Raw genomic sequence first — 11,596 nt, 5'->3', positions numbered from 1 at the left:
CAGGGGTCGGGCTAGGAACGCACGAGGCGTGCGATCGCGGCGGACGCCTCGCGGATCTTCTCGTCGGCGACGTCACCGCCCTGGGCGCTGGCCTCGGCGACGCAGTGGGTGAGGTGGTCGTCGAGCAGCGCCAGGGCGACCGTCTCGAGCGCCTTGGTCGCGGCCGACACCTGCGTGAGCACGTCGATGCAGTAGGTGTCGTCTTCGACCATGCGGTGAATGCCGCGAACCTGGCCCTCCGCGCGGCGAAGCCGTTTCAGGATCTGCTCCTTGTTGTCGACGTATCCGACCATGTCGTGTCCTCCCCGCGGTGACGGTGTGGCGAACTGTTCGCACCCCCCACTATACCCTCCAGGGGTATCAGGTGTCCCGTGTGCCGCCCGCTGCGGCACGACCCTCACCAGATTGCGAGGTGGTCGAGCAGGATGCGGGTGCCGATCGCGATCAGCACGATTCCGCCGACGATCTCGGCCGGCTTGCCCAGGCGGGCACCGACCCGTCGCCCGATGACCACGCCGAGAAAGGCGAGCACGAGCGTGGTGATCCCGATGAGAACGACGGCCCCGGTGATCGACACGGGTACGAACGCGAGGGTGATCCCGACGGCGAGCGCATCGATGCTCGTGGCCAGGGCCAGCACCAGAAGCTCGCGCACCCTGAGGCGATCGAAGTCCTTCTCGGTGTCTTCATGGGTCGAGGAGGCCTCCCACAGCATCTTGAGCCCGACGAGAAGCAGCAGCCCGAAGGCGATCCAGTGGTCGAAGTCGGTGATGTAACGGGCGAACTGGCTGCCCAGCATCCATCCGATCAGGGGCATCACGGCCTGGAAGACCCCGAATGTCAGGGCGATGATGAGAGCGTGGCGCAGGTTGAAGCGCCGCATGTGCACGCCCTTGGTGAGTGCCACCGCGAAGGCGTCGGCCGAGACGCCGAGCGCGATGAGAAGGAGGGCCCAGAAGGTCATGGTGGAGTGCGGCCTTTCGTGCGATTGGCCGAACGGCAGCGAAGGGTGCGTTCGGCATGGTCGATGCCGAAGGTCTCGTTCGCCCGGCATGATGCCGGGTGGCACGCCGGGTGAAGAATCACCAGTATGTCGACGTACCTCCGCGCCCCGGTCATCGGGGCGGGTCGGGAACTACTCCCCTTCGCACCCCAATCCTGTCACACGCGCGGTCAGCCGCTGGTCCAGGCCCGGCCGCACATGACCGCGATGTGGTCGATGGATGCGTCGGCTGACGCTTGCCCAGGAGACCCCGTGTCCTCCACCCTTGAACCGCTGCTCTCGCAGCAGCCCACCCACCCCAGGAGCCCACATGTCCCTCGCCCGCGTGCACAACTTCTCCATATCACTCGACGGTTTCGGCACCGGCGAGGGCCAGACCATCGATGCCCCGTTCGGTCACGCCTGCCATCGGCTCATGGAGTGGGCTATAGCCACGCGCACCTTTCGCGATATGGGCATGCACGGCGACACCCCGGCTACGCGGGGCGTCGACGATGCGTTCGCCAGCAACTGGGCGCCCGGTATCGGCGTCGAGATCATGGGACGCAACAAATTCGGCCCGCAGCGCGGCCCGTGGGAGAACGAGGACTGGACGGGATGGTGGGGTGACAACCCGCCGTTCCATACCCCAGTAGTGGTGCTGACGCACCACCCGAGGCCGCCGTTCGAACTCGAAGGCGGCAACGCATTCCACTTCGTCGGCGCCGACCCGGTGTCTGCGCTCGCGCAGGCGCGTGCCATGGCCGGCGACCTCGATGTGCGTATCGGCGGTGGCGTGCAGACGGTGCGGCAGTTCCTCGCAGCAGATCTCATCGATCACATGCATGTCGTCGTCGCACCCATCGTTCTCGGCCGGGGCGAACGTCTGTGGGATGGACTCGAGGGTCTGGAGGATCGCTTCGAGATCGAAGCAACCCCATCGCCCAGCCGCGTCACCCACCTGACGTTCACCCGCAGGTAGCCCGGGCCCGACGCCGCGCCGTCACACCGGCGCCACGGCCTCCTCGGGGCGCGGCAGCAGCCGCGGCAGCACGTCAGTCAGCGTCACGACACCGCGGAACGCACTGCCGTCGAGCACGACGACGAGCTGCTGGCTCTGCGCCCGCATCAAGGCGAGGGTCTCATAGACGGGGGTCTCCCCCTCGAGCGCCAGCACGTCGCGGGCGAACGGTGCGGCCGGCGCCTCGGGGGCGTCGAGCAGCGTGTCGCGCACGTGCACGACACCGGGAACACCGGTGGCGAGGTCCCCGATCAGGATGCGCATGTGGCCGGATGCCGCGGCCGCGCGCTGCACGTCGGCAACCGTCGCACCCGCGCCGACGACCGTGGGCGTCGCGCTGACATCGACGAGCTCGTCGAGGCGCAGGGTCTCGAGTTCGATGGCGCTCTCGAGCTGCTCCTGGAACGAGACGTCGAGCATGCCCGACTTCGCCGAGAGCTCGACGAGGTGCCGGATGGTCTCGGCGTTCTGTCCGCCGACCGCGGCACTCTCCACCGGCTCCACTCCCGATGCGCTGACGAGCTTGTTGGCGATGCTGTTCACCCACATCAGGAGCGGGCGGAACGGCCAGATGAAGATGCGCGACGGAATACCGATGACCTTCGCCGCGGTCTCCGGGTGGGCGATCGCCCACGACTTCGGCGCCATCTCACCCACCACGAGGTGCAGGAAGGTGACGATCAGCAGAGACAGGGCGAATGCGAGAATGCCTGCGGCCCACTCCGGCAGTCCCCAGCCGGAGAATATGGGCCCCAGCCAGTAGTCGAGCGCCGGCTTGGTGACCGCGCCGAGGGCGAAGGTGCACGCGGTGATGCCGAGCTGCGCACCGGCGAGCATGAGGGTCAATTCGTTGACGCCCTTGAGTGCGGCGCGGGCGGAGCGGTCGGTGGCCGCGGTGACTTCTAGGCGGTGCCGACGGGCACCCAGCAGGGCGAACTCGATGATCACGAAGAACGCGCTGAGCGCGATCAGGATGACGGTCACGATCGTGACGACGATTCCGTCGCTCATCGGTCGACCTCCTTCATGTCGTCGACGACCGGGATGGCGTCGTCGTGCTCCTTCGTGTCGTCGTCGTCGTCACCGAGGGTCTCGATGAGGGTCACTCGCACCTCGCTGGGAACGTGGCGCTCGATGCCCAGTACCTCGATCTGAAGGGACCTGTGCACCTCGTCGTCGCGCACGAGGTCGGCGGGGTCGTCGGGGAGGGCGACGTGGATGGTGTCGCCCGCGGCCGGGAGGCCCCCTCGCTCGGCGATCACGAGGCCAGCCACCGTTTCGAAGTCCCCCTCCGGCAGCTCGTAGCCGATGGCGCGGTGCATCTCGTCGACGTGCACGTCTCCACTCATCAACCAGACGTTGTCGCCATCCGGGTCGACGGAGGGCGCGGCATCCTCGTCGTGCTCGTCGGTGATCTCGCCGACGATCTCCTCGGCGAGGTCCTCGAGGGTCAGCACGCCAGCGAAACCGCCGTACTCGTCGATCGCGCAGGCGAGCTCGTTGCGGGTGCGGGTGAGTTCTGCCATGGCATCCGGCAGCTTCATCTGGGTGCTGATCACGGCAGCGGGACGCATGAGCTCGGTGACCACGGCATCGTGCGGCAGGGTCGACCCCAGCACGTCTGCGAGTTGCACGACCCCGAGCGGCTGGCTCTCGTCGTCGACGACGGGGTATCGGGTGTGTGCCCGAGCCATTAGGGTGCGCACCTCGCCGATCGTGGTGTCGGGTCGAACCGTGGCGACCAGCGAACGCGGAATCATGGCGTGCTCGACGTCCTGCTCCGGAAATTCGAGGATGCGGTCGAGCATGAGGGACAGCTCGGCCGGCAGGTCGCCGCTGTCGCGCGAGTCGGAGACGATGCGCTCGAGGTCTTCGGCGGTGGCACTGGAATCGACGTCGTGCACCGGCTCGATGCGCAGCAGGCGCAGCAGGGCGTTCGCGGCCTGGTCGAACACGGCGATGAGCCAGCCGAACACGGTCAGGTAGATCGTGGTGGAACGGGCCAGACCCCTGGCGAGCGGCTCGGGGTTGGCGATGGCCAGGTTCTTCGGGTACAGCTCGCCGAAGATCATCTGCACGACGGTGGCGAGCACGAGCGCGAGAACGGTTCCGATGGTGACGCTGATGGCCATCGAGATACCAGCACTACCGAGCAGTGTGCCGATCGCCTCGCCGATCAGGGGTTCTGCGACGAATCCGACGAGGAGGCCCGTCACGGTGATACCCAGCTGGGCTCCGGACAGCATGAACGAGGTTCGCTTGGTCACCGCGAGCGCGCGTGCGGCAGAGGCATCCCCCGCTGCGGCCTTCGCGCTGAGCTTGTTGCGGTCCACCGACATATAGGCGAACTCCTGGGCGACGAAGTAGCCGTTGGCGGCGATGATCGCCAGGGTCACGACGATGCCGAGGAGCAGCAGGAGGACTGCTTCGATCACTGGGGTGTCACCCCGTTACGGTGCGATGCTGACGATCGCGTCGGAGAGGATGAGGTGTTGCTTGGCCGGTCAATGGCCCCGAGGGCCATGGCTGGTGAAACCACAGTGGTGGTCAACGCCTTTCGGGTTGGTCGAAGCAGTTCAGGAACCGCCAGATTACTGGGACCTTCCTGAATAAACGCACGGCGGAGGTGTCGCGAACCGGGCGGTCATTCCGCGTCGGGCGGATCCGGCTGCGCGGACTTCTCGGCCTGGCGGCGATCGTACGCGGTCTTCATGACCTCGGCGTGGTCGGTCTTCGCCTCGGCGAGCGCCCGGTCGTCTCCCTTGATTGCAGCCACCGTCGATCTCACCCGGGCGACGAATGCCGTGATCACATCGGCCGCGCTGGCGCTGTAATCGTGTCTCTCGTCACCGCCGCTCGCTCCGGCGTAGAACTGCAGGTCACCGCCCTCGTCGGCGCCGATGGGTACTTCGGCGTGGCTGACGCTGAGCTTGGCTACCTCGTCGGCGTGGGCATGCATCACCGAGTGCGCGGCCCCGGGAATCTCCCACAGTCGGGACGACGGCAGGAGGGCGCCGACCTGTTCCACCCACTCGCGGGGGGAGACCGCATCGTGCTCCCCGCGGATGACCAGGGTGTCGGCGGTGATCTTCGGCAGTTGTCGTTCGATGGGGTAGCTCATCATCTTGGGCAGGATGTTCGAGAACCACCGCACCCCGCACAGGGCGTAGGCGCCGAGCGCGAGGCTCTTGATGCGGCCCGGCTCGTGCCAGGCCGCGGTCGCGAACCGCACTGCCTGCGTGAGGATTCGCCGTTCGTTCGCGTTCACCACGGGGCCGATCAGCACGATCGACGAGAGGTCGGAGCGGCGCGACGCCAGGTCGACGACCATCTGGGTGCCCATGGAATGGCCGACGACGATCGGATCGTTCAGGGCGAGGTCGTCGATCACGGCACCGACCAGATCGGCGTACTGCCGGATGGTCAGTGCCGTGCCGGGGTGGGGAACGCCGGCGAAGCCGGGAAGGTCGAGCGCGTGCACCGGGCCGAACCGGTTCAGCACCGGAGCGAGGCGTTCAAAGTAGTCCGACGACACTCCGATGCCCGGCACCAGCAGGAATGGCCGATCCCCCGCATCGCCGACGGTGCTGACCCGAGCGTAGAGGCGACCGCGCGTGACCCGGCGCACCGTCACGGTGGTTTCGGCGTCGTCTCCACCGTCGGGTCCGTCGTCGTGCCGTGCGCCGCGTGATCGACCGAATTTCATCGCACCAGTGTGTCAGGCGACGCGGCCGGGTCCTTCCGTGGAGGTACCGGTTGCGGAACGCGCAGCAGCGGCAGCGTCGTGTTGACCATGGACCCGATGAGCAGGGCGAACGCCACCGTGCCGACACCCACCGTTCCCCCGAGCACCCAGCCGATCGAGAGCACGGTGAGCTCGATCGCCGAGCGCACGATCCAGATCCGCACGCCCCAGCGCTGGTGGATGCCCGTCATCAACCCGTCGCGCGGCCCGGGCCCGAACCGAGCGCCGATGTAGAGCCCCGTCGCGACGGCGAGCATCGCGAGGCCGCCGGCGAAGACCAGCGCCTGCGACCACAGCACCGTCTGCACCGGGATGATCGCGAGGCCGACCTCGATACTGGGACCGATCAATAGCACGTTGGCGATGGTGCCGACCCCCGGCCGTTGCCGGATGGGAATCCAGAGCAGCAGCACGAGTGCACCGATGATGTTGGTCACCCAGCCGAATCCGATGCCCGTGCGCAGCGACACCCCCTGGGACAGCACATCCCAGGGCGACACCCCGAGGCCCGACTGGATCATCATGGAGATCGCGAAGCCATAGAGAAAGAGCCCGACGAGCAATTGGGTGACGCGGCGGACGAAGAGAAGCGGCATATGAGTATCCAATCTCCTTATTGGACTGCAGCAAAGAGGCCACTTTGCCTACACTGGCCTGATGACCGGGGTTTCAGCACGTATTCTCGACTCGCTTCTCAGTGATTGGCGCGGCACAAGCACTCTCGGGGTACCCGCGCCGGCAACTGGCATGCCCGCGTACAGCGCGCTCGCCGACCGCATCCGACTGCTCATCCTCGACGGCCGCATCCAGGTCGGCGCGCGCCTCCCCGCCGAGCGCGACCTCGCGCAGCGCCTGGGCGTCAGCCGCACCACGATCACCTCGACCTACGCGGAGCTGCGCGCCTCCGGCTACCTGACAAGTCAGCGGGGGTCGGGCAGCATCGCGGGACTGCCGGGACTGCCGGGGCGGCCCGTCGCGATGGCGGAGGCCGAAGCATCCACAATGCTCGATCTGAGCAAGGCGGCGCTGCCCGCCACCCCGCTGCTCGCTGACGCCGCGGTGCGTGCCGCGCAGCAGTTGCCGGCATACCTCGGCGAGACCGGGTTCGACCCGGTGGGACTCCCCCGGTTGCGCCAGGCCATCGCCGACCGGTACACCGCACGCGGGCTGCCCACCGAGCCGGGGCAGGTCATGGTGACCATTGGGGCGCAGCACGCGATCGCCCTGCTGTCGCGGGTGCTGCTGCACCGGGGTGACGCAGCGCTCGTCGAATCGCCGAGCTACCCGCACGCGTTCGAGGCGCTGCGGGCGGCCGGCGGGCGGCTCGTGCCCGTCGGGGTCTCGACTGACGACGGGTGGGACGACGACGCACTGGAACAGGCCCTGCAACGCTCCAGCCCAGCGCTGGCCTACCTGATGCCCGACTTTCACAATCCAACCGGGCGGGTAATGGATGCCGCGACCCGCGAGCGACTGCTCGACCTGGCCGGGCGACAGGGCACGGTGGTCATCGCCGACGAGACCATGGCCGAGCTCGACATCGACTTCGGCGAGCGCCCCCTGCCGCTCGCTGCGTATGGCGGCGACGGCGGGCCAGGCGCGGTATCCGCGTCAACCGTGCTTGTCGGGTCCTTCGGCAAGACCGTGTGGGGCGGCGTACGCATCGGATGGCTGCGAGCCGCCCCCGCGCTGATCCAGAAGCTCGTGCGCGCACGGCCGGCGGGCGATCTCGGCACCCCGATACTCGAGCAGCTGATCGCGATCGACCTGCTCGGGCACTACGACGAGGTGCTCGAGTTGCGGCGCGAACAGCTGCGGCGGGGGCGCGACCACCTCGAAGCCGCCCTCGCCAGGGAACTGCCGGAATGGAACGTGCCGCACGTGCACGGCGGGCTGACGGTGTGGGCGGGCCTCGGCCACCCGGTCAGCTCGCAACTCACGATGGCCGCGCGCGGCGAGGGACTGCTGCTCGCGTCGGGACCGCGGTTCGGAATCGACGGGGCATTCGAGCGATTCCTGCGCATTCCGTTCAGCCACACGCCCGAGGAGACCGACCGCGCGATCGCGGCGCTCGCCCGGGCGTGGGCATCGCTGACCCGCCACTCGCTCACCGACCAGGAGTACCTCGCCGAGGTGGTCTAGGCGGGTCACCACCGGGAGCGCTCACCCGGTCGGCATCCACACGCGCATGGTCGACGGACCTCGGTTCGCCCACGCGTGGTAGGGCGTCAGGGTGGTCGGTGCCATTTCAGTTGTAGGCCCTGTCGGCGCTCCCATCACTGCCGGGTCCAGGTACGGCCACTCGTCTGACACGTCGCCGATCGAACCGATCGAAACTGTGACTCGACCGGAGTCGTCGGTCAGTGAGCCCCGGTCGACCGTCGCCGCGTTGACATCGCCGGACTGCAGGTCCACCGACTCCAGGCACATGACGAGTGGGCCTCGCTCGACTGCCAACTGGCCGCGCAGGGAGTCGATCCGTGGGTCGGGTTCGACCCAGTGCGCCTCGACGGGGAGCGACAGTTGCACCGTGTCGCCTACGGCGAAAGTCTCCCGCAGGGTGACTGTTCCCGGTCCCGCGTTTCGAATGGTGCCGTTCACGTTCACGGTGGCGCCCTCCTTTGCCCACGCGGGTACCCGGAGGGCGATATCCCACGGTTCGTCAATCGTGTCCGTGACCTCAATAGTCACCTCGCCGTTGTTGGGGTACTCGGTCGCCACCGAGATGCCCACCGCTCCCCCGTCGAGTTCGGTGGTCACGGTGCCGGGCGCGTACTGGTGCAATTGGATACCCTCCGCCGTTGCGGTGGCGAAATAGGAGCCGAGCGAGGCTAGGGTGCGCGCGACATTGGTCGGGCAACACGACACCTCGTACCACGGGGCCCGCAGACTGGAGGCCGCCCGCATGCTGGCTTCGTCGGTGGGGGCGATCTCGCCAGGTTCGCGCTGGTGGAGAGTGTTCGTGTAGTAGAACGACTGCCCGTCATCCCCCGGGGCGGTTGCGATGACATTGAACAGTGTGCGCTCGATCAAGTCCGCATACCGCGGCTCGCCCGTTGCGAGGAGCAGACGGTAGTTGAGCATGATCGAGCCCACGCCCGCGCACGTCTCGGCGTAGGCGCGATCCGACGGGAGCTCGAAGTCGCCCCCGAAGGCCTCGCCCTCATGACGTGACCCCATACCCCCAGTGAGGTAAGTGCGCGCGGCGACAGTGTGTGCCAGCTGATCGATGACGCTGTGCAGGAGTTCTTCGTCGTCCGTCTCGACGGCGACGTCGACGGCGCCGGCAGCGAGGTAGGTCGCTCGAACCGCATGGCCGGCAAACGCTCGGGACTTTCGGATCGGAATGTCGTCCTGAAAGTAGCTCCGCCCCAGCTCCAGGTCGCCCAGAACACCGTGGCCTCGGCGGTCGATGAACAGCTTGGCCTGCTGCAGGTACTTGGGCTCATTCGTATAGCGGGCGAACTCCACGAGACCGACCTCGATCTCGGGGTGGCCACAGACGGACTCGATACCGCCGTCGCCGAAGACCTCGCAGAGGTGGTCGGCGGCGCGTCGAGCGATCTGCACGAGCAGATCGTCACCGGTCGTTCGACCCCGCGCAACCGCAGCCTGCAGCAAGTGGCCGTAGCAATACAACTCGTGTCCGTGCGGCAGGTCTTCGTAGCGGCCAACCTGGCCCCGGCGACCGAAGTTGGTATTGAGGTACCCATCGGCTTCCTGCACGGGGGCAATGCGATCTACCAGAGCGCGGAGACGTTCGTCCATGGCCAAGTCACCAGTGCGGCCGATCTCCCACGCCATAGCCTCGATGAGCTTGTATACGTCGGAGTCGGCGAACTGTCGGCCGGTCCGCGCTCCGGGCAGGCGACCCGCGATCGCCGCGTCGAAGTTGCCCACCCAACCCATCTTCTCGACCCATTTCTCGCAGTGTTCGATGATCGTGGTCGCGTTGAGCTGTTGGCGCTCGCCCCAGAACCCCCCGGTGATGCGAACCTGGTCGATACCCAACGGCTGGAGGGTTCCGGTCGACGGCGAAACCAGGTGTTCGGACATGGTGGAGGCAGTGTTGACGTGACTCATTGAAATTCCTTAGCTCTAGTGGAGAGTGATTTGCGCGATTGGCGCTCGGGGGTGAAGGCCTGCCATCACTTGACGGCGCCCAACGTGAGGCCCTCGCGCAGTAGGCGATAGGTGAATCCGAACAGGCTGAGGATGGGGACGGAGGTGATTACGGCGAGCGCCATCAGACCCGGCCAGTCGATCCCGAAGGCGGACACCTGTTGGGCGAGGAGTGCGCTCAGCGGGTACTTGCCCGGGGAGAGGAAGAAGTTGACCGAGTAGAGGAACTCACCCCACGACATCAGGAACACCAGCGTTCCGGTGGTTGCGACCCCGTTCCGCGCGACCGGCAGCATCACGGAGAAGAAGGTGCGGAACGTTGATGCACCATCGATCGCTGCCGCCTCCTGCAGCGCCTCGGGCACGGAGCGGAAGAACGGCCTGAGGAGGATGATCGCGAACGGGATCAGGTGGGCCGTGTTCGCGAGTACGACGGTCGATGTCTGGTCGAGTATCCGCCAGCTTCCGAAGATTTGGAACAACGGAATCACGCTCGCGGTCTGCGGCAGCATCTGCAGCACGATGAGCAAGCCCAGGGCGACGGTTGTCACGCGGCCGTCGACCCGGGCCAACCCGTAGCCCGCGGGTACGGCGACCATGAGAGTCAGAACCGTCGTGCCCGACGCGATGAGCATGGACTGGGTGAACGCGGAGAAGAGACCGCTGTCTGCCAGTGCCGCGACGTACGCATCCACCGTGGGAGTGAAGAGCAGCGAGGCCTGCGATGTGATCACTTCCCTGGGGCTCTTCAGAGAGGTCAGGACGATCCAGAGGATGGGAATCCCGTAGACGAGGAACAGGACGAACCGGAGGGGGCCGGCGACCGGTTCGAAGCGCCGGGTACGCCTGCGGCGAGGCCGTTCCGGCATCCCGTCGGTCAGCGGTATCGGGGTGACTGTCATGTGTCCTTCTCCTCGCGACGGACGCTCCGGGCATAGACGAACGCCAGCACCAGTACGAGGAGTACCGAGATGACCGCGGTCGCTGCCCCGAGTCCGAAGTCGTATCGGGCGAATGCCTGGAGGTAGCTCAGGAACGGCAGGGTGTTCGTTGCGATACCCGGGCCTCCGAACGTCATCACGTAGATGAAGTCGAAGGAGCGAAAGGCGTAGACGATGGTGAGTACCACCAGGACCAGCGTCGTAGGACGGACCGCGGGGAGAATCATGTGCCGGATCTCCTGCCAGCGGTTCGCCCCGTCGATACGAGCTGCCTCGAAAATCTCGCCAGGCACGTTCAGGATCGCGGCCCGAAAGACGAGGGCGTTGAAGGGTACGACCGCCCAGGAGTTCACGAGCGCGACGGATAGCAAGGCGAACCGGTCGTCGTAGAGGAACGGCACGGCGGACTCGGCCAGACCGAGTCCGCCGAGCATCCCGTTGATCAACCCGGCGTCACCCAGCAGGAACTTCCACACGCTGCCGTTCACGACTGGTGGCAGTGCCCAGATGAACACCATCAGGCCCAGTACGAACGCCGAGGCCCTCGTCGAGGATGCGAGCACTATCGAGGCCACGAGACCACCGACGAGACCGATGGTCGTCACGACTGCGACGAATATCGCGGTGTTCACCGAGGCCGCTCCGAGTCCCCCTTCGTCTAGATGAGTGAGTCCTAATGGTCGTAGGCGATGAGGGAGCGTTTGTTGGGTGCTCCGATGAGCCAGTTGTGCCAGATTCCTGCGGCGAGGGCGAGTAGTCGGCCTGCGATTCGGGAGTAGACGCCG

At 66.9% G+C, this 11,596-nt stretch carries 11 protein-coding genes and 1 pseudogene; 2 read left to right on the top strand and 10 right to left on the bottom strand.

Translation table 11 applies throughout. The annotated features are described in order from the left end of the window. Nucleotides 1-11 precede the first annotated feature (11 nt). Entirely contained in the window at nucleotides 12-293 is a 282-nt protein-coding gene (locus G5S38_RS09265; RefSeq protein WP_165067679.1) for a metal-sensitive transcriptional regulator, read from the bottom strand. A gap of 104 nt (nucleotides 294-397) precedes the next feature. Continuing rightward, nucleotides 398-964, bottom strand: coding sequence for a manganese efflux pump MntP (locus G5S38_RS09260; RefSeq protein ID WP_165067676.1), 567 nt, complete (start codon nucleotides 962-964; stop codon nucleotides 398-400). A gap of 349 nt (nucleotides 965-1,313) precedes the next feature. Between G5S38_RS09260 and G5S38_RS09255 the strand changes: the two genes are divergently transcribed. Further along, the gene (locus G5S38_RS09255; protein WP_165067673.1) at nucleotides 1,314-1,964 is read left to right on the top strand and encodes a dihydrofolate reductase family protein; all 651 of its coding nucleotides are present in this window, start codon (nucleotides 1,314-1,316) and stop codon (nucleotides 1,962-1,964) included. 21 nt (nucleotides 1,965-1,985) lie between these two features. On the opposite strand, the gene G5S38_RS09250 is transcribed toward G5S38_RS09255, so the two are convergent. The 4 genes from G5S38_RS09250 to yczE form a co-directional block, all read right to left on the bottom strand. Further along, nucleotides 1,986-3,014, bottom strand: a complete 1,029-nt coding sequence (locus G5S38_RS09250; RefSeq protein WP_165067670.1) for a CNNM domain-containing protein — start codon at nucleotides 3,012-3,014, stop codon at nucleotides 1,986-1,988. After that, nucleotides 3,011-4,438, bottom strand: coding sequence for a hemolysin family protein (locus tag G5S38_RS09245; RefSeq protein ID WP_165067668.1), 1,428 nt, complete (start codon nucleotides 4,436-4,438; stop codon nucleotides 3,011-3,013). The genes G5S38_RS09250 and G5S38_RS09245 overlap by 4 nt, the downstream gene beginning before the upstream one ends. 209 nt (nucleotides 4,439-4,647) lie before the next feature. Then, nucleotides 4,648-5,709, bottom strand: a complete 1,062-nt coding sequence (locus tag G5S38_RS09240) for an alpha/beta fold hydrolase (RefSeq protein ID WP_165067666.1) — start codon at nucleotides 5,707-5,709, stop codon at nucleotides 4,648-4,650. Then, the gene (gene yczE, locus G5S38_RS09235; RefSeq protein WP_165067664.1) at nucleotides 5,706-6,344 is read right to left on the bottom strand and encodes a membrane protein YczE; all 639 of its coding nucleotides are present in this window, start codon (nucleotides 6,342-6,344) and stop codon (nucleotides 5,706-5,708) included. Before yczE ends, G5S38_RS09240 begins: the two co-directional genes overlap by 4 nt. A gap of 61 nt (nucleotides 6,345-6,405) precedes the next feature. Here yczE and yczR point away from each other — a divergent pair, with 61 nt between their 5' ends. Continuing rightward, nucleotides 6,406-7,890 (top strand): MocR-like transcription factor YczR, encoded by a 1,485-nt coding sequence (yczR, locus tag G5S38_RS09230; protein WP_165067662.1) that lies wholly within the window; start codon nucleotides 6,406-6,408, stop codon nucleotides 7,888-7,890. A gap of 21 nt (nucleotides 7,891-7,911) precedes the next feature. Here the strand turns inward: yczR and G5S38_RS09225 are convergent, their stop codons facing one another. The 4 genes and pseudogenes from G5S38_RS09225 to G5S38_RS09210 all read right to left on the bottom strand — a co-directional run. Then, nucleotides 7,912-9,804, bottom strand: coding sequence for a glycoside hydrolase family 127 protein (locus G5S38_RS09225; protein WP_165067660.1), 1,893 nt, complete (start codon nucleotides 9,802-9,804; stop codon nucleotides 7,912-7,914). A gap of 92 nt (nucleotides 9,805-9,896) precedes the next feature. After that, the gene (locus G5S38_RS09220; protein ID WP_165067658.1) at nucleotides 9,897-10,772 is read right to left on the bottom strand and encodes a carbohydrate ABC transporter permease; all 876 of its coding nucleotides are present in this window, start codon (nucleotides 10,770-10,772) and stop codon (nucleotides 9,897-9,899) included. Then, nucleotides 10,769-11,443 carry a carbohydrate ABC transporter permease gene (locus G5S38_RS09215; RefSeq protein WP_165067656.1) on the bottom strand — a complete coding sequence of 225 codons (675 nt, stop codon included), beginning with the start codon at nucleotides 11,441-11,443 and terminating at the stop codon, nucleotides 10,769-10,771. The genes G5S38_RS09220 and G5S38_RS09215 overlap by 4 nt, the downstream gene beginning before the upstream one ends. Nucleotides 11,444-11,484: 41 nt before the next feature. After that, a pseudogene (locus tag G5S38_RS09210) lies at nucleotides 11,485-11,596 on the bottom strand (IS982 family transposase); the annotation flags it as partial.

It is taken from the genome of Marisediminicola senii, from assembly GCF_011057645.1.
GTDB classification, from domain to species: Bacteria; Actinomycetota; Actinomycetes; order Actinomycetales; family Microbacteriaceae; genus Marisediminicola; species Marisediminicola senii.
This window is presented reverse-complemented; position numbering and strand designations above follow the sequence as displayed.